Raw genomic sequence first — 18,184 nt, 5'->3', positions numbered from 1 at the left:
TGATCAGCAAAGACAGCGCCGTAACCCCGTTGAGGCCACGCCGCCCCTGCCCCGAATGCGGCAAGCCTTCGACGCGCGAAAATTATCCGTTCTGCTCGCCGCGCTGCAAGGACGTCGATCTCAACCGCTGGCTGAAGGGCGCCTACGCCATCCCGGTGCGCGACGACGAGGACGACGAGGACGGAACCGCGTCAAAACCAGCCGAGGAGTAGGCTGGCTGTGGCTGTCCGCTGCCCCCGTTTCTCCAAGCCGCCAGGCTGCTGAATCATCTCCGCGACGATTGCTTTTCCACCATCGATATCAAGCGCGAGCATCCCGGCGTGGACCGGCACGAATTTCTCACGCGGAACCCATGGTACGGCGGCCGGAGCGGTCTTTCATGCATCGTGGAAAATCGGCTCGGCAGCGCTGGACAGGCCGGATTCTCGTGCTATAACCCACGCGCTTTCGAGGGTACGCAACGCCCGGCAAAGCTTCCGCAAGCGGCGTCAAACCGCTTCCCGGACAGGCCCAGGTAGCTCAGTTGGTAGAGCAGCGGATTGAAAATCCGCGTGTCGGTGGTTCGATTCCGCCCCTGGGCACCATTTTTATCCAATGAAATCAAAAGATTGAAGGATGGCTTTTGGCCCTCAAGCGCGGAAGATCGTGATGGGTTTCATATGGGTAAAATACTGGCAGTTCTGAGCAAAAGCCGACGATAGCCTTCGCTGGCGAATGCCCGCTTGGCGCCTTCAAACCGGTCATTGCGGGCGATCTTGTAGCCGCCAAAAGCCGAAATCCTATCGCAACGGCTGCCGCACCGAGGAAGGTACAGACACTGAGGGACGAGACCAATTCGGAAAGCCGAAAGAGATCGGTACCATCTGGCCCCGCAAGGGCAATAATGGGGGCGGATTGCTCGCCTTCGACATCATGCCGATTGAGCTGACCCAGCGCCAAAGCATGATCTTCATCCTGCCCGTCGGCGACAGCCAGACCGAGCTGCCGTACTAATGATCCTCATAACTTCAAAGCGGGACCGCGCGTGACGATCCCGTTTTGCAGGATGCCGATCTCGTGCGCGCGGGACCGGAAGAAATCTCCATCACCACCGAACTTGCGATGAAGATGACCGGTATCGGCAAACCCACGATGTGCCTTTTCGCAACTCGACTCAGAGCAAAGCGACTTAGCGCGCCGGGATTGACCCACCGCTATGATTGAAGCCTTGCAATTGCACCAATTAAAGCCGGCTTCTGGTTCGTCAGTTCCTGATGGGCGCGAGAGCCCTGGCAGGCACGGCCTTAACGCCTTGCGCCTTCGCGAGCTCATCTTCTATGCTTGCCTCACAGATCTCTGAATTGGCTGACGGAAGGAACGCGGCTTGTCCCAGGAAGAAGACGGCGGATATATCCGGGCGGCCGAGAGAACCTTGCAAATCCTGTCCTGCATGAACCGGAGGCCCAACTCGACCATTCTGGACCTTTATCGCGATACGGGCCTGCCCAAGCCGACACTCGTGCGTTTCCTCAAGACTATGGTGCGCGCCGGGTATGTCATCAACGACGAGCGCCATTCGGGATATCAACTGACGTCGCTCGTCAGTTCGCTATCGAGCGGATATCACGGCGATCCGCTCTTTATCGAAGCCGGTCGTCCGTGGGCGATTCAGCTTACGCGTCAACTGCACTGGCCGGTATCGATCGCGGTCCTCGACGCCAACTCCATGGTCGTGCGCCTCTCGACTGTACCTGACAGTCCCATGTCCCCCTTCCATTCCACGATCAACATGCATCTCAACCTGTTCACGAAAGCGCTCGGACGCGCCTATCTCGCTTTTTGCAACGACGAGGAAATCGAATCTTTTGCCAAGATCGCGGCGCGCAGCGAGGACCCGATGGCGTCGAAGATCGCCGCCGACAAGGACTATTTGAAGATGCTGGTCAAATCCATTCGCCGCGCCGGTTACGCCTTGCGCGACACTCGCGCCGAGCCGCGGAATTCAAACACGCTCGCGGTGCCGATTTTTCTTGACGGCAGGGTACGGGCCACTCTCGGCATGACGTTTTTTCGCTCTGCCATCAAGTCTCACGAACTGTTTCGCGATTATGCGGTCAAGCTGAAGCAGGTGAGCGCACAGATCACTGCCGATACCGAAAGGCTGCGCGGCACCGAGGCCGGCTCCGAACAACTGCGCGCCATTGTCTGATCCTTATAAACAATAAGATGTCGAACTGCCGTCAACCCGACCTTTCCAGGAAACCGAGGGTTCGACGGTTGTAGGCAAAGGACTGGATCCGCTGGCCGAAGCCGGAAGGTAGTTTTCCAACACCGCCAAGGAGCGACGGGCGCGGATTTTCGCAATTCGACTGCGCCGCCTTGGGCAGATGCCGCTGCATTCCGGATTTCGCCTGTCGGAACGGTCCGCCACCGCCTTTGAATGCACCGCAAAGATGTTTGAGCTTAAGGGCTGGAGTAAACATTCATGAAGTTTGACACCATCCACCCCAAAGGCGAGCCCGTACGGATCCCGCGCGTTTCCGACAGCGAGGCGATCGCACTGGCCGATGCTTATGAAGCGGCGGTCCTTGGCCCCACGCCCCACACCATGCGCGCCCTGATTTCATCAGGTTCCGCGGAACTGACAAAAGCGCGCGATGCAGTCGCCGCAGCCGAAGGCGCCGCACCCCGCAACGCGCTCGACGGCGCGGACTGGTCCGCTCGGATGGAGCGAGGCGTAAGCGCTTCGTGATGAAGGCGATCGCGATAACCCGCCCGGGCGGCCCGGAAGTCCTCGAAATCGTGGATAGGGAAAAGCCGGTTCCAGCGGACGGCGAAATCCTTGTCCGCGTGGAGGCCATCGGCCTGAACAGGCCCGACGTCCAGCAACGCCGGGGCCTCTATCCTCCACCACCAAATGCCAGCGATCTGCCCGGGCTCGATATCGCCGGGGCAGTCGAGGCTATCGGCGCCGGCGTTGACGAGGCGCTGCTCGGCATGAAGGTCTGCGCTCTTGCGAACGGCGGCGGCTACGCGGAATTCTGCTGTGTTCCCGCCGTGCAGGCCATGCCCATCCCCAAAGGCCTGAGCATGGTTGAGGCCGCGTCATTGCCGGAAGTCTTCTTCACCGCCTGGAACAATGTCGTCTGGCTCGGTCGCCTTAGCCATCGCGAGCACCTGCTGGTTCAGGGCGGCACCAGCGGCGTCGGCATCGCCGCGCTGCAGATCGCGCGTCATCTCTTCCAGGCGGAAACCTATGCCACTGCCGGAACCGAGGAAAAGCGCGCGGTCTGCCTGGAACTTGGCGCGAAGGCAGCCGTCGACTACCACGATGCTGACTGGCCGGACCAGATCCGTGCTGCGGCGGGCGGCAAGGGCATGGATATGGTGCTCGACGGTCAGGCCGGGCCCTACACGCAACAGCAACTCGACCTGCTCGACTTCGACGGCCGTCTGGTGTTGTTGGCCAGCCATCTTGGCGAGGTGTCGGAAGTCAACACGCGCGCCCTGGTACGCCGGCGGCTGACCCTGACGGGATCGACACTGCGCCCGCGCCCGGCAGAGTACAAAGGCCGCATAGCGTGCGAACTCGTCAGCCGGGTCTGGCCCCTGATCGAGACCGGCACGATCGCCACACGCATCCACGAAGTCTTCGACTTCGACCATATGTCCGCTGCCCACGCCATGCTCGACCGAAATGAGCAGATCGGCAAAATCGTTGTAACCGTGAGATGCTGACCGTCGACCATGCGCTCGATCTTCAGGCCCATGCCATCCGCATCGCACCCGATTTGAGATTGGCCGGCTAGCGTCGTCGCAAGTCGATCGAACGACGGGCTTCTTCCAGACCTTTCAGGATGTCCGGCAGACGGTTCGCCGCCTGTTCCTGCAGCGTGTGATAAATCGAGTGGCCATGCGCATCGATGGCGACCGTCACCGGGCCGAAACCGTCGAGGCGGAACCGCGAAAGGCGGAATTGCTCGATGAGATCGTTCCAGCCGGTCTCGATACGTTCAGCGACCCCATTGCTGAGCAAAGGCGAAGCTCCGCCGGGCATGGAGAAATAGACGCAGCCCGCGTCTTTCATTGCCTCCACGCAAGCGTTGTCCATACCACCCTTGCCGCCTATCGAGGTCAGCTGCAGCTCACGGATGATGCGCGGCATGAACGCATCGAACCGAGTCGAGGTCGTGGGGTTCACATAATTTGGCAACCAACGGCCGGCTTCCTCGCGGCACGAACTGCCAAGATGGAACATGGCGCCGCCAGCGAGCGGGAACGGCATCTGCCGTTTGCCGTCGAGCGCTTCGAGCAGGCGTTGGTGCGCCGGGAGTCCTGCCGTCGCGGCGACCTCACCGTCGAGCAGGACGGTTTCGCCTACCATGAGGCTCTTCGCCTCGACGCGTGAAAGCGGCAGCGTGAGACGGCGGATATTATCTGCGGCGCTATTCAACTCGCGTTACCGTCCCGTCGTCGGCAATCCGCAGGGTGGTGCGCCGGTTGATCCAGCAATTGAAGCAGACGGCGACCGGCACGAACCCGTGCCCATGTGCATAATCGACGTGGACGGCGAGCGCGGTGGTATCGCCCCCCGTGCCCATCGGTCCGAAGCCGGTCCTGTTGACGGCAGCCAGGAGGCGCGTTTCCATGTCACGGACCATCGGGTCGTCGTGAACGCTGCCGATCCTGCGCAACGTCGCGCGCTTGGCCATCTTGGCCGCGTGGTCGAAAGAACCGCCGATGCCCATGCCGATCACCACCGGCGGACAATGCTGCGAGCCGGCCGCCAGCACGCATTGCATGAAGTATTCCTCGATCTCGGCGATCTTCGGGTAGCTGAACACCTTCAGGTCGGCCCAGCGCCCGGAACCAAGCGCCTTGGGCGAGCAGGTGATTTCGATGTAGTCCGCACCGTCGAGGATATCGAAGGACAGGATGGGCATGTCCCTACCCTCATAGCTGCGCTCAAGCGTAAGCGGATGGGTGATGAACTTCAGGATCGGTGGCTGGATAGTCGCGACGAGGTCGGCGAACCCGTCGACGAAAGCACGACGGATGTCGCCATCCAGCGTCAGCCGCGTTCCGACTTTGACGAAATATGTCGGGAACCCGGCATCGGAGCAGGCGTGGCGATCTTCGCGCTCCGCCGCCAACGCCGCCGCCCGCATGAAATCCAGCGTCTTTTGCGAGGCGGGATTTGTCTCGCGCGTTCTGGCCTCGGCGAGCGCGGCAAGAGTATCGTCCGGAACCTTCTTCAGCGACCAGCCATAAAGGTCGCGCGCCGCCTTGCGGACGATGTCATAGGTTATCGGCAAGCCAACCTCCCGGACCGGAACAGTCCTGCATATTCTCTCGGCTTACCCGTGAACATGAGGCAAGCCGGCCGCGCGACCGTTTCGACGACCGGAACATCGCACCGACTTCGCTGTTGACCGGCAGATATCTCATGCCAACGGCAGGTAGAGCGGACTGCGCTCTATCGTTTCGCCGGGAACAAGCCGATGTTCCGTCAATGCCTCGCGCGCGAACACCACGCCATGACCTGGAGTATCGGATGGCGTAATCCTCCCCTTCACGATATCGGGCGCTTGGCGGCTCGCGCCGAAGTCGAAGAGATTCAGACCGAAAATATTCTCCACATGCATGGCGTTGGGAAGGGCGGCTGCCAGATGAACGGAAATCTCCATGGCCCCGTGCGGGGAGATCGGGATCCCCATGGCGGCGCCAAGCGCCGCGATCTTGAGGAACTCGGTGATCCCTCCGACTTTCCACACGTCCGGCTGGAGAATATCTGCGGCGCCTTCACGACAGTAGTTCCAGAACTCAAAGCGGTTGCAAAGCTGCTCGCCAACGGCGATCGGGACGCCCGTCGCCGCGCGCAGCTTCGCATGCGGGTCGATCGTATCGGACAGCAGAGGCTCTTCGACGAAAAGCGGCCCGACGTCCGAGAGTATGCGGATGCGCTGGAGCGCCTCGGGTAACGACCACTTCTGATTGGCGTCCAGCATGAGGACGCCCTCGTCGCCAATAACTTCGCGTACCGCCCTGCATCGTTCGAGATCGTCGTAAGGTCCAGGTCGGCCGACCTTGATTTTGAATGCCTTGTAGCCGTCGGCCAGTTGGTGGCGGACCTGCGTCACCAATTCGGCCGTCGACAGACCCAGGTTTATGGCGCTGGCATAGACATCCACGCTTTGTCTGGCGCCACCGAGCATTCGATAAAGCGGCTCGCCAGCCGCCTTTGCCTTCAGGTCCCACACAGCGATGTCGATGGCGGAAAGCGCAAGCGTGGTGATGCCGCCCGGCCCAGCGGCATGGCATTCCATCCATAGCTGTTGCCAGATCCGTTCGTTATTGCGGGGATCCGAGCCAACCAGCATGGGAGCGAGGTAACCGATGATCAGGGCGTGGGCCGCCGCGGCGCCGACGCCCGCCGTCGTGGCCCAGCCCACTCCCCTCTCGCCGCCGTCGGTCTGGAGTTCCACAACAACCAGTTCCCGATGCGTCATCTTCACTCTGCTGGAAGCAAAATGCGTCTTGAGAGGCATGCGATAGGCGTGGCAAATGACACGGGTTATCTTCATGTTGAAATCTCGCATTCCCAATCTCGTCCGGTGCGGCAGCCAATGTGCCTGCAGCGCGACATCGTCGTTCAGTGTCTCTCCCGAGATTTCGCTTGCCGAAACGGCCCGAGACTAGCTCTCATCGATCCAAATGACTGATCTATCATCGCGGAAATTTATCAAACGCCCTCTCCAAAAAAGAATGCCCCTTTCCTTATGCAGAATTTGAAGCTCAACGCCGACATGGCCGCCGGATTGCTGTTCGCCGGGTTTGGCGCATGGTTTGCCGCCTCGGCTTTTTCAGGACTCGCGCTTGGAACGACATTCCGCATGGGACCAGGCTTCTTCCCCGCCGCCGTGGGCCTTTTGCTCCTCGTTTTCGGTGTCGTCATAGCGATCAAGGGCTGGCGGGTGCAGAACGAGACCGTCAGCCTGGAAAATGTGCCGTGGAGAGCCCTGATCCTTTTTCCCCTGGGGCTCCTGCTTTTTGGTCTGGCCATGCGGCCGCTGGGTCTGGTGATTGCGCTGCTCGGGCTGTGCCTGTGTGCATCGATGGCGGTGAAGGGCATGACCCCAATCCGCTCCGTCGCTCTGTCGGCAGCGGTCACGGCCGTCTGCGTTGGCATTTTCAGCTTTGGGCTCGACATCGGCCTCCCATTGCTCGGCGACTGGCTGCGCTAGGAGACACATTTTGGATTTCCTCTCTAATCTCGCACTCGGGTTTCACGTCGCATTGGCGGTGAACAACATCTTTTTCTGCTTCGTGGGCGTGCTGGCGGGCACGCTGGTCGGGGTTCTTCCTGGCGTAGGCCCGCTCGCAACCATCGCAATTTTGCTGCCCGTAACCTTCTCGATGGAGCCGGCCTCGGCGCTCATCATGCTGGCCGGCATTTATTACGGCGCCCAGTACGGAGGATCCACGACAGCGATCCTGCTCAACCTCCCCGGCGAAGCTTCGTCCGCGATCACCACGCTGGACGGGTATCAGATGGCGCGAAACGGAAGGGCGGGGCCAGCCTTGGCGGCCGCGGCCCTGTCGTCTTTCTTCGCTGGAACCATCGCAACGGTGATCGTCGCGCTCTTTGCCGCGCCTCTGAGCAAGGTGGCGATGGCCTTCCGGCCGCCTTCCTATTTCTCGATGATGGTGTTGGGGCTTATCGCCTCCGTCGTCCTCGCCCGTGGGTCGGTGCTCAAAGCGATCGCTATGGTCTTGCTGGGCCTTCTCATGGGCACTATCGGCACCGACATCTATTCGGGCACGGCCCGACTCAATATGGGCATGCTTGAACTTGCCGACGGCGTCGATTTCGTCGGGCTTGCCATCGGTCTGTTCGGTATCGCCGAAATTCTGAAAAACCTTGAAGGACATCAGACCCGCGAGGTCCTGACCAAGAAGGTGACCGGGCTCATGCCTTCGCTGAGCGATCTGAAGCGCATCATTGCCCCAACGATCCGCGGCACCTTGATCGGCTCCGCCCTCGGCATCCTTCCCGGTGGCGGCGCCATGCTGTCTTCCTTCGCAGCCTACATCGTCGAGAAGAAGGTCTCGAAGAACCGCGACGAGATCGGCCACGGCGCCATCGAAGGCGTGGCCGCGCCCGAAAGTGCCAACAATGCCGGCTCGCAGACGGCCTTCATTCCCATGTTGACGCTGGGCCTGCCTTCCAACGCGGTCATGGCGCTCATGATCGGCGCGATGATCCTCCAAGGCATCCAGCCCGGCCCGGAAATCATCGTCAAACAGCCCGATCTGTTCTGGGGGCTCATCGTGTCGATGTGGATCGGCAACCTGATGCTGGTGCTTCTCAATCTGCCGCTCGTGGGTCTGTGGGTCCGGTTCCTGACCGTCCCCTATCCCGTATTGGTGGTCGCCGTCATGGCCTTCAGCGCCGTCGGCATCTATTCGGCCTCGGGGACCCTGTTTTCCATGGGCGAACTGGGGCTCTTCGCCCTTCTCGGCTACGTGTTCATGAAGCTTGGCTGCGAGCCTGCGCCGTTGACGCTTGGCTTCATCCTCGGCCCGATGCTCGAAGAGCAACTCAGGCGCAGCATGTTGATGTCGCGCGGCGATCCGACCGTTTTCCTCACCGAGCCTATCAGTCTCGGCTTCCTTGTCGCGGCGGTGCTGGCGCTGCTCATAATCTGCGCGCCGGCCATCGCAAGACGCCGCGAAGAAGTCTTTGTCGAGGACTGAGACCATGTCCGATGTTCATTCGATGCGACCCTTCGACGGGATCAGGGTGCTTGATATCACGCATGTGCTGGCGGCCCCGTTCGCGACCTATCAGCTCGCCGTCTTCGGCGCGGACGTCATCCGTATTGAAAACCCCCACGATCCCGATCAGACCCGCACCGACGGCGTCGATCCTGCCCTGTCGAAGGATCGGATAGGGACGCACTTCATCATACAGAACGGCGGCAAGCGCTCACTGACACTCGACCTGAAGAGCGAGGCGGGACGCGACGTTCTCCGCCGCCTGGTGCCGACGGCGGATGTGCTGGTGGAGAATTTCCGGCCCGGCGCAATGAAGGCATTGGGTCTCGGATATTCGGATCTGCGCGTTTTGAACCCGCGCTTGATCTATGCCTCGATATCCGCCTTCGGACAGGAAGGTCCTCGCTGCGGACAAACCGGCTACGACCAGGTCATCCAGGCTGTGTCCGGGATGATGATGGTCAATGGCACGGCTGAAACCGTACCGATGAAGGTGGGAACTCCGGCAATCGACTATTCCACCGGCGCTATGGGGGCCTTCGCCATTGCCGCCGCGCTGCTGCAACGCGAGCGGACCGGTAACGGCCAATATATAGACCTGTCGATGCTCGATACAGCCCTCATGCTGCTTGGCGCGCACCTCACCAACCACAGTCGTTCAGGCCGCGAGCCGAAGGCCGGCGGCAACCAACATGAATTCGCGACCGTTGGCCTCTACGATACCGCGGACGGCAAGCTACAGCTCGCAGCCATCAATCTGCGGCAGCAGCGCCGGCTATGGGAGTTGCTGGGACATCCTGAACTCGTCAAGTCCGACAACGAGCAGCGGCGCGCGGACGCGCAGCGCGAGCGCGAGGTGCTGCAGCCGATCCTTCTCAGCAAAACCGCGCAGCAGTGGGAGGAATGGTTCCAGGCAAACCACATACCCGCCGCGCGTATCTGGACCCTGCCCGAGACACTCGCCCACCCGCAACTGCAAAGCCGCGACATTCTGCATCGTTTCGACAACGAGCCGGGAATTGCCGGCTCGATAACCGTGCCGAAAGCCGCGTTCAAACTCGCGCATGGCGGCGCCCGCATGGACCGCCCGCCGCCGCGCATGGGCGAGCACTCCGAGCATCTGCTTGATGAACTCGGTTACACCGCAAAAGAAATCGCCGCGCTTCGCAAGGCCGGCACAATCTGAAAAACGACGGGAGGAAATTCATGAAAGTCGCATCGCTTGTAACGTCCATTTGCCTGAGCCTCGCTCTCCTTTCCAGCGCCAGCGCGCAGGATGCGAAATATCCCAAGGACATCGTCCACATCGTCGTCGGCTCATCCCCGGGCGGCACCGCCGATACGGTCTCGCGGCTCATTGCCGACCAGTTGGGGAAGACATTCGGCCAGACCTTCGTCGTCGACAACATGCCAGGCGCAGGTGGTGCGCTGGCCGCGACGACTGTCAAGGCCGCCGCGCCTGACGGCTATACGATCGGTTTCGTCTTCTCTTCCTTCTCGATCCTTCCCTCGCTGAACCCCAAGGTCAATTACAACCCCGTCACCGACTTCGCTCCCATCGCCAAGGTATCGTCGGCGCCGAACGTCCTGCTCGTGAACCCGTCATTCGGGGTCAAGACGCTTGCCGAGTGGATCGAGAAGGTAAAAGCCAACCCCGGAAAGTTCGACTATGGCAGCGGCGGTATCGGCTACAGCCAGCATCTATCCATGGAAATGCTTCTGCAGGCCATCAAGGGAGAATCCGTCCACATCCCGTTCACCGGAAGCGGCAATCTGCTCGCCGCCCTGATCTCCGATCAGGTGCCATTCGCCTTCGATACGCTGACGACCGCCGTGCCCCATATCAATGCCGGCGAACTGATCCCGCTCGCCGTAACCAGCGCACAGCGCTCCGAGGTTCTGCCTCAAGTTCCCGCCGTCGCCGAACAGGTCCCCGGCTACGAGTTGACGGCCTGGAACGGATTCGTCGCGCCGAAGGGAACGCCCCCGGAGATCGTCAAGGCGCTCAATGAAGCCATCCTCGCTTATCTTGCGACAGACAAGGCGAAGGAATTTTTCGCCAAGGTCGGAACCAAGATAGACCCCAGCACGCCCGACAAATTCGGCGCCGTCATCGGTGATGATTACGAAAAATTCGGCAAAGTGATCTCGGAAGCAGGCATCAAGGCACAATGACTCGGTTGACCGGGAGGCTTTGGTAACCGTGATGAAAAACGTTCCGTCGAAGGATCTCGACCGGTTTCTGCAGGATCTTTTTCATGCGTGCGGATTGTCGAAAGATGCCGCCGGGCGGGTCGCAGCCGCCTTGATCGAGGCTGACCTTTCCGGACGCCCGTCGCATGGCGTCCTGCAAGCCGAGAATTATCTTGCTCGCCTTGCATCGGGCGCCATGTCGACGGCCGAGGTCCCGATCGTCGTCAGTCGTTCGGGCGGCGCCATCGTGCTCGACGCGGGCGATATGGAAGGGCATCTTGCTGCGGAGGAAGCGATCGGCATCGCCATAGAAGCCGCGCGCGAAAATGGCGTCGCGGCGGTTGCCGTGCGACGCGGCCAGCATACTGGTGTTATGGGGCGCTATGTGCGCATCGCCGCGCAAGCCGGTTGCGCGGCGGTCGCCATGGGCAACACAAGGCCGGTCATGCCCGCTCCCGGCGGCATCGAGCGGCTGGTCGGCACCAATCCTTTGGCTGTCGGCATTCCCGCAGCCGAGGGACCGATTGTCCTGGACATGGCGACGAGCGCCGGAACGTACGGCCGCATTCGTCATGCCAAGGCCATCGGAAAACCCATACCCGGTGACTGGGCGCTCGATTCGTCGGGAAACCCGACGACGGATCCGGAAGCCGCGATGGCTGGGTTCCTGCTGCCGATGGCCGGAGCCAAGGGCTTTGCCCTGTCGTTCGTCATCGATCTCATGGCAAGGCTTTTCTCGGGCGGAGACAGCTGGATCTCCAGTCCAGACGCCGCGGGAGCATCCCCTCCACCGTCCTCGTCCTATATCTTCATCGTTCTCGACGTCTCGCGCTTCCGGGATCTCAACGGCTTTCTCGATGAAACGGCGCGGGCAATCGAGAGGGTAAGAACCTCCAGCCGCGCCGAGGGCGTCGACAGGCTGTTCACACCAGGAGAGCGCAGTGCCGAGGCGCTCGCTCACAACGACGGCACGATCGAAATTGCGGGCCCCGTCGCCGACGCGCTTGTCGCGCGCGCGCGCCGCTTGAACGTGGACGTTCCGGAGTTTCTGAGAAACTTGAGCTCGCCGTGAAGGCACGCAACGCGGTGCATTCATGCGTGTTCTCGCGGGACGCATCTTTCCATCAGGGGTTATTCTGCGGACATGAAATCACTCAATGCCGAACTCGCCGCGTGGGCGCATGATTTTTCTCTGGAGCACGCGCCTCAGGACGTCGTCGATGCGCTCAAGCTCCGGCTCCTCGACATACTGGGCGTTGTCATCGCATCGTGGGATCATCCAAGCGTCTCGGCAGCGATCCGCGCGCAGGACGAGGCAGACGGCGGAGGCCACGGCGCCTTTTCTCTCATGGGAAATCGCGAAACCTCTCTGGCAGGCGCTGCATTCATCAACGGCGTCGCCTCGGCCGTCCTCGAATTCGACGATACGCATGTGGCGAGCAACATTCATGTTGCCGGCGTGATAGCATCGCCGGCGCTGGCCATTGCCCAAGCCAATGGCCTGTCCGGGCGGCAACTGCTCGAGGCCATGATCGTCGGATCGGAAATCCTGTGCCGCCTTGGGCTGGTGTCTCCAGTCAGGATGCATGAGCTGGGCCTCCATCCGACGAGCCTCTATGGCGTCTTCGGGGCCACCTATGCGGTTTCGCGGCTGAACGGTCTTTCCGTTCAGCAGACCATCCATGCGGTAGGGACCGCAGCCAGCCTGTCAGCCGGCTCGATAGCTTCCTTCGAAGACGGCAGCTCGACCAAGACGCTTCACGTCGGGTTCGCGGCCGCCGCCGCTATCCGTTCGGCAGCCCTGGCCAGGCAAGGCATTTCCGGACCGAGCGCGGTTTTCGAAGGCCGATTCGGTTGGTTCAGGAGCTATGTGCAGTCCCAGCCTGAATTTCGTTTCGGTCAGGTGACTGACGGACTGGGATCACGATGGGAGGTGCTGAACATCGCCACCAAGCTTTATCCGGTCGCCTATACGCTGATGCCATTCATCCTGGCAGCGCTGACATTGCGCGCCTCCCATCCCCTCGATCTGGACGCGATTGCCCAGATCCGTTGCGAAATCATGCCGCGCTCGTTCCACACGGTTTGCGAGCCTGTCAGCGAAAAGCGCCGGCCGGCAACCTCGTGGCACGGACGGATAAGCCTTCAGCATACGGTTGCGGAAGCCCTGGTGCTGGGCCGTTTCGACAAGAACGCCTTTTCGCCGGAGAGCCTGAAGGACCCGCGTATCAACGCTCTGGCCGACAAGGTCGTCCACATCGCCGATCCGATCGCGGCCGCGGACACTTCACGCTCGCGCGGCGTCCTCACCATCGTATTCAATGACGGGAGCACGTTGCAGCACACCGTCGTGGACATGCCCGGTACGGCAAGAAACCCGGCATCGAAGGAAGTCCTCGTCGACAAGTTCCAGGCCAACGTCGCAGGCGTCATCACTGCGTCCGCGGCCGACGATCTCATAGACAAGATCTTGACCATAGACACCGTTTCCGACGTGGGTTCTCTTCTCGCACCGCTGCGATCGATTGCCTCCTGAACCAATGTAGTCCTCCAGAAGAAGGAACACTCGCCCAGGAGTCGCGTGGCAGCAACTTCACCTTCGTTTGCGTCTCGCAGAGCGTTCAGACGCTGCCGTCAGTCTAGCGATTCTTCCAGACCGGCTTTCGCTTTTCAGCGAAAGCTTTCGGCCCTTCGATGAAGTCTTCCGTGTCGCTCAAGGTCGAGTGAATGGGGTAGACCGTCCTGATGGCCTCCTCGAGCGTTGGCTTGTCCAGCGATGCATGGACGGCCTCCTTGGCAGCCCGCACGGCGACGGGGGCCTGTTCGAGAATTTGCTCCGCCCAGGTCAGCGCCACGTCCAGCGCCTTCGAAACCGGGGCGACTTCGTTGACGAACCCGAGCTTGCGCCCCTCCTCCGCCGTGACACGGCGTCCCGTCAGGATGATGCCCAGTGCTTCCTTCTCCGGGATAATGCGCGGCAGTCTTTGCACGCCGCCACCGGAAGCGATCATTCCGACCTTGCCCTCCGGCAGTCCGAAATAGGCGTTCTCCGACGCGATGATCAGGTCGCAGGCCAGCGCCAGCTCGAAACCGCCGCCGAGCGCAAGACCGTTGACGGCGGCGATGACCGGTTTGGCCAGATCGAAGCGCATGGCAAGACCGCCGAAGCCGGTATGCGGCCGCGGCCCACGCTTGCCGGCGGCTTGAGCCTTCAGATCGTTGCCGGCGGAGAAGGCGCGATCGCCAGCGCCCGTCACGATGCCGACCCACAGATCGTCATTGGCGGCGAAATCGTTCCACACCGCTTCAAGTTCGTGGCTGGCTTCCCGGTTGAGCGCGTTCGCCACTTCCGGCCGGTTGATCGTCACGATCCGGATACGGCCTCTGTCCTCGACCTTGCTGTAGAGCAGTCCGTCCATCTCTTACCTCCCTTTTGGCCAGCCCTCAGGCTCCGGCCTCTGCCGGCGACCAGTGAATGAGCGTCATCTCACCGTCTGGCCCGGCTGGCACGAAGCGGCCCTTGAGCGCCATGCCGATTGTCACGGCCGATGGATCGATCTCGACCACATTGCCAACGATGCGCACCCGGGGCGCCTGGTCGAGCGTCACGAACCCCACCGTGTAGGGCACGGACGGGTATCCTTTTGCCGTGGGGCGGCCGACGATCGTGAAAGTATAGAGCGTTCCGCGCGGCTCGACGCGCGTCCATTCGACATCGGTCGACCCGCAGTTCCGGCAGGTGATGCGTGGCGGCCAGCGATGAGCATCGCAACGGCTGCATTTCTGGATCCTCAACTCCCCGGCGCGGGTTCCCTCCCAGAAAGGCGCGAAATTCGGATTGCCAAGGTCCGGGACCGGGACCTGATCAAGTTCAAACATTCTGTCCTCCCAGCACGGCGAAGCTGCCGTCGCCCAGTTGTCCCCAGCCGGTCACGGCGACAAGGCGGGCGTTTTCGACCTGGCGGACGCCGCATTCGCCGCGCAATTGGCGCACGGCCTCGACGACGTGGTTGAGACCCGCCTGGTGCGCCTCCGACAGCATCCCGCCATGCGTGTTGACCGGCAGCTTTCCGCCCAGCCGGATGCCACCGTCGGCGACCAGGGCGGCGCCTTCGCCATGTTTTGCAAAGCCCGCTTCCTCAAGCTGATGCAGCACCTCGAAGGTGAAGCAATCGTAGACCATCGCCGCGTCCATATCCTGCGGCCCCATGCCAAGGTCGTTCCAGACCTGGTTGGCTGCCTGCGTCAGCCCGATGTCCAGAAACGGATCGCGATTGGATGTATCGTCGGGAGAAGCGCCTTGCGCTTCGGCAACCGAAAGGATGCGGATGTCGCGTGCCTCGTTGCGGGCGGAGACGATGACCGCGCTGGCTCCGTCGGTTTCAAGGCAACAGTCGAAAAGCGTGTAGGGATCGGCGATCAGCCGCCCGCCGAGATAGTCGTCCATGGTCAGATCGCGCCCATGCATCTGCGCATTGGGGTTCAGGTTGGCATGGGTGCGGGCGGCAAGCGCGATCTCGCCGAGCGTGCGGCGTTCCAGCCCGTATTCATGCTTGTATCGCTGGCACAGCACCGCATAGCGCTGTGCCGGCGTATTCATGCCGTACACATATTCAAGGTGGCGGCGGAAAGGCTGTCCGGGCAGGAAGGACGGGCGGTCGGCCTTGCGTGCTCCGGAGCTTCCCTTGAGACCGCGGAACAGCAGCACATGATTGGCCGCGCCGCTCAGCACCGCCATCGCGGCGACCCGAAGCGCCGACACAGCGCTGCAGCCACCCATGTCGATCATGACGCGAAAACGCGGGTTCAGACCCAGCTCCGCCTGGATGACGTCGTCACCGATATGGCCCGGATAGGGGATTATCCCGTCGATCTGCTTCGGATCGATGCCCGCGTCGGCAGCCGCCGCCAGCACGGCTTCGATCGCCAGAATCTCTGCCGGGCGGTCGATCTTCTTGCGATATTCGGTATTGCCGACGCCTGTAATACAGGCCTGTTCTGTTCTGCCGAGCACCGGCCGTCCTCCTCGTTTTCTTGCTTGATCAGTGCCAGACGGCACGCGCATCGACGATCGATATATGCCCGCCCGATATCATGACCGGATTGAGATCGACCTCCTGCAGCGCCTCGCCTTTATCCAGCGCCCAACGGGCGAAACTGGCCAGGAACGAAACCAGCGCCTCGCGGTCCGCTGCGGGCTGGCCGCGGTAACCGTCGAGAAGCGTGTTCAATTTTTTATTCCTCGACAGGAGATCGCGCAGCATGAAAGGGGTCGTCGGCAGCACGGTCGCGGCGACTTCGCCGTGAATTTCCGCGAATGTGCCGCCGAGGCCGACAACCAGAACCAGGCCAAAGGACGGATCGCGCTTGATGCCCACCAGAAGTTCGAGCCCCTGTTCCATTTTCTGGATGAGCACGGAGCTACCGGTCAGCTTCTTGCGCTCGGCGATTTTCCTGAAGGCCTCTACCGCGGCTTCCACTGCCGGCCCGTCGGCCAGGCGTATGGCAACCCCGCCATCGTCGGATTTGTGATTCAGATCGGGCGAGCTGAGCTTTAGCGCCACCGGAAAGCCGATCCGCCCGGCGCGTTTTGCGGCCTCGCCTGGATCGAGCGCCTCGACGACATTGAAAGCAGCGCATGGCAAGCCAGCCTCGCGCAGGTCACCCAGCGCCTCGACAACGGTCCATATCCCCGAAGCGGCAGCCGTTGCCGGCGGCGTGTCTGTCGGGGCGCCGGACAGTATCTCGAGCAGCGCCGCCGCATCCTTGCGGCCTGCCTGGCTTTCGCTGAATTTCGCACACGCCTCCGCTGCGCGCACCGCCAGCGGAAAGTCTGCAAAAGCCGGGACATCGGCGCTGTCGAAGATTTGCTTGACCGCATCCGGCATGCCGACCCAGGCGACGAACAAATCCTGCGTGATGGCCTTGGCTGCCGTGACGATCGCCTCCGCCACGCCCTCTGCGAAGACGCCGCCGGCTCCCATCGAAAGAAAGATGGTGTCGATGCTTTCGTCCTTTGCGATCGCGGTGATCGCGCGGGTCATCTTTTCGGGGTTGCGCCAGGCGCCACCGATATCGGCAGGATTGTGAACCCCGGATTGCCCGGTGGCGTCCGCGATCGCTGCGACCATCGACGACGAAAACTCCGGCATTTCCCAATCAAGCGCGTAGACCTGATCTGCGCTGAGCGAAGCCGCGCCGCCGGAAACCGAGATGACCGCCGCCCGCCGCTTGCGGAGCAGATTACCGGGCCGCTGCGGGCGCTGCGCCATCGTTCGGGCAATGCTGAAAAACTCGACGAAATTCTCGGTTTCGATGATGCCCGTCTCCCGCGCCACCGCGGCGTAGACCTCACGTGTTCCGGCCACGCGGCCGGTATGAGACTGGACGGCCTCCCTGCCCTTTTCGGACTTGCCCACCTGCAGCATGGTCACCGGTTTGCCGGCCATTCTGGCCGCCAGTGCCGCTCGCCGGAAGGCAACACCATCGCCGATCCCCTCCAGGAACAGCATGATCGACCGGACCTCCGGATCGTCGGCCATCGCCTGCATCAGCTCCTCGACACCGGTCGCGCTTTCGTCGCCGGTGCTGACAAGCCAAGAGAAGCCGACCTTGGAATTGCCGAACCACTGCAGCATGGCCGACAGCGTCGCGCCGCTCTGGGAGAGGCATGCGATACTGCCTGGCGGGATACGCCCGCCGACCGTCCCTGACGCAAAGCTCCCATTCAGGCTGAGCGTGCCGTTCATCAGCCCCATCGAGTTCGGCCCGATGATCCTCATCCCGGACGTTCGGGCGATCTCGGATATCCGCTGGCGGAATAGGCGTCGTTCGGTTTCATTGCCGCCCTCGGCCGTCACCACGACGCTCGTCGCCACCCCCAGTTTCGCAGCTTCCTCCAGTGTCGGAAGGACGAATTTGATAGGCGTCACCACGAAAACCGTGTCCGGAGGCGAAGGCAGATCCGAAAGGGACGCATAAACCGGCAGGTCGAGCAGTTTAGTGCCTGCCAGCCTGGGATTGACCGGATAGATCGTCGCTTTAGCGCCGCCCTCGACCAGATTTGCCAGCACCCTGGCGCCGTAATAATTGCCGCCCTCGATGTCGGAAGCTCCGGCGACCGCGATAACCTTGGGAGAAGACAGCGCGGGAGCCGAGCAGGGAGCGGACTTCAAAAGCATTTTCGATGCGAGACCTGTAAAGACAACGTTGTCTTGGCATTAATCTGCGAATT

At 61.9% G+C, this 18,184-nt stretch carries 17 protein-coding genes and 1 tRNA gene; 11 read left to right on the top strand and 7 right to left on the bottom strand.

Features of this window, described 5'->3' with window-relative positions; all coding sequences use genetic code 11:
- Window positions 1-2 precede the first annotated feature (2 nt).
- The 5 genes from yacG (at window position 3) to ASD44_RS17590 (ending at window position 3,717) form a co-directional block, all read left to right on the top strand.
- Window positions 3-212, top strand: a complete 210-nt coding sequence (gene yacG / locus ASD44_RS17610; protein WP_056116468.1) for a DNA gyrase inhibitor YacG — start codon at window positions 3-5, stop codon at window positions 210-212.
- A 296-nt stretch (window positions 213-508) separates the two neighbouring features.
- Window positions 509-584 (top strand) — tRNA-Phe (locus ASD44_RS17605).
- A 779-nt stretch (window positions 585-1,363) separates the two neighbouring features.
- Window positions 1,364-2,188: a helix-turn-helix domain-containing protein gene (locus tag ASD44_RS17600; RefSeq protein ID WP_244478798.1), complete on the top strand. Its 825-nt coding sequence runs from the start codon at window positions 1,364-1,366 to the stop codon at window positions 2,186-2,188.
- 276 nt (window positions 2,189-2,464) lie between these two features.
- Complete coding sequence (locus ASD44_RS17595) at window positions 2,465-2,731, top strand: hypothetical protein (RefSeq protein WP_056114940.1); 267 nt, start codon at window positions 2,465-2,467, stop codon at window positions 2,729-2,731.
- Window positions 2,731-3,717, top strand: coding sequence for an NAD(P)H-quinone oxidoreductase (locus ASD44_RS17590; RefSeq protein WP_056114937.1), 987 nt, complete (start codon window positions 2,731-2,733; stop codon window positions 3,715-3,717). Before ASD44_RS17595 ends, ASD44_RS17590 begins: the two co-directional genes overlap by 1 nt.
- A 67-nt stretch (window positions 3,718-3,784) precedes the next feature.
- Here ASD44_RS17590 and ASD44_RS17585 read toward each other — a convergent pair whose 3' ends face one another.
- The 3 genes from ASD44_RS17585 to ASD44_RS17575 all read right to left on the bottom strand — a co-directional run bounded on the left by ASD44_RS17585 (window position 3,785) and on the right by ASD44_RS17575 (window position 6,578).
- Window positions 3,785-4,363, bottom strand: coding sequence for a fumarate hydratase C-terminal domain-containing protein (locus tag ASD44_RS17585; RefSeq protein ID WP_056114933.1), 579 nt, complete (start codon window positions 4,361-4,363; stop codon window positions 3,785-3,787).
- 61 nt (window positions 4,364-4,424) lie between these two features.
- The gene (locus tag ASD44_RS17580; RefSeq protein ID WP_056114930.1) at window positions 4,425-5,294 is read right to left on the bottom strand and encodes a fumarate hydratase; all 870 of its coding nucleotides are present in this window, start codon (window positions 5,292-5,294) and stop codon (window positions 4,425-4,427) included.
- Window positions 5,295-5,423: 129 nt separating this feature from the next.
- On the bottom strand, window positions 5,424-6,578 hold the full coding sequence (locus ASD44_RS17575; protein WP_056114926.1) for a mandelate racemase/muconate lactonizing enzyme family protein: 1,155 nt from the start codon (window positions 6,576-6,578) through the stop codon (window positions 5,424-5,426).
- 189 nt (window positions 6,579-6,767) lie between these two features.
- On the opposite strand from ASD44_RS17575, the gene ASD44_RS17570 reads away from it, so the two are divergent.
- The 6 genes from ASD44_RS17570 to ASD44_RS17545 all read left to right on the top strand — a co-directional run bounded on the left by ASD44_RS17570 (window position 6,768) and on the right by ASD44_RS17545 (window position 13,486).
- Complete coding sequence (locus ASD44_RS17570; protein ID WP_162246437.1) at window positions 6,768-7,223, top strand: tripartite tricarboxylate transporter TctB family protein; 456 nt, start codon at window positions 6,768-6,770, stop codon at window positions 7,221-7,223.
- A gap of 10 nt (window positions 7,224-7,233) precedes the next feature.
- Window positions 7,234-8,736 carry a tripartite tricarboxylate transporter permease gene (locus ASD44_RS17565; RefSeq protein ID WP_056114920.1) on the top strand — a complete coding sequence of 501 codons (1,503 nt, stop codon included), beginning with the start codon at window positions 7,234-7,236 and terminating at the stop codon, window positions 8,734-8,736.
- A 4-nt stretch (window positions 8,737-8,740) separates the two neighbouring features.
- Window positions 8,741-9,943 (top strand): CaiB/BaiF CoA-transferase family protein, encoded by a 1,203-nt coding sequence (locus tag ASD44_RS17560; protein WP_056114917.1) that lies wholly within the window; start codon window positions 8,741-8,743, stop codon window positions 9,941-9,943.
- Between the two features lie 20 nt (window positions 9,944-9,963).
- Window positions 9,964-10,932 (top strand): tripartite tricarboxylate transporter substrate binding protein, encoded by a 969-nt coding sequence (locus ASD44_RS17555; protein ID WP_056114916.1) that lies wholly within the window; start codon window positions 9,964-9,966, stop codon window positions 10,930-10,932.
- 31 nt (window positions 10,933-10,963) lie between these two features.
- Window positions 10,964-12,022 carry an Ldh family oxidoreductase gene (locus ASD44_RS17550; RefSeq protein WP_056114913.1) on the top strand — a complete coding sequence of 353 codons (1,059 nt, stop codon included), beginning with the start codon at window positions 10,964-10,966 and terminating at the stop codon, window positions 12,020-12,022.
- A gap of 72 nt (window positions 12,023-12,094) precedes the next feature.
- The gene (locus ASD44_RS17545) at window positions 12,095-13,486 is read left to right on the top strand and encodes an MmgE/PrpD family protein (protein ID WP_056114910.1); all 1,392 of its coding nucleotides are present in this window, start codon (window positions 12,095-12,097) and stop codon (window positions 13,484-13,486) included.
- Window positions 13,487-13,589: 103 nt separating this feature from the next.
- On the opposite strand, the gene ASD44_RS17540 is transcribed toward ASD44_RS17545, so the two are convergent.
- From ASD44_RS17540 to ASD44_RS17525, 4 genes are read right to left on the bottom strand one after another with little or no spacing between them, the layout of a single operon-like run.
- A complete protein-coding gene (locus ASD44_RS17540; protein WP_056114907.1) occupies window positions 13,590-14,369 on the bottom strand; it encodes an enoyl-CoA hydratase-related protein in 780 nt (259 codons plus the stop codon).
- 25 nt (window positions 14,370-14,394) lie between these two features.
- Complete coding sequence (locus tag ASD44_RS17535) at window positions 14,395-14,829, bottom strand: OB-fold domain-containing protein (protein WP_056114905.1); 435 nt, start codon at window positions 14,827-14,829, stop codon at window positions 14,395-14,397.
- Window positions 14,822-15,964, bottom strand: coding sequence for a hypothetical protein (locus ASD44_RS17530; protein ID WP_056114903.1), 1,143 nt, complete (start codon window positions 15,962-15,964; stop codon window positions 14,822-14,824). The genes ASD44_RS17535 and ASD44_RS17530 overlap by 8 nt, the downstream gene beginning before the upstream one ends.
- Before the next feature lie 28 nt (window positions 15,965-15,992).
- Window positions 15,993-18,131: an acetate--CoA ligase family protein gene (locus ASD44_RS17525; protein ID WP_056114901.1), complete on the bottom strand. Its 2,139-nt coding sequence runs from the start codon at window positions 18,129-18,131 to the stop codon at window positions 15,993-15,995.
- Window positions 18,132-18,184: the final 53 nt, after the last annotated feature.

The sequence above is a fragment of the Mesorhizobium sp. Root554 genome (assembly GCF_001427025.1).
Lineage (GTDB): Bacteria > Pseudomonadota > Alphaproteobacteria > Rhizobiales > Rhizobiaceae > Mesorhizobium.
Note: the sequence above shows the minus strand (reverse complement) of the source record. Positions and strands in the feature narration are given on the sequence as shown.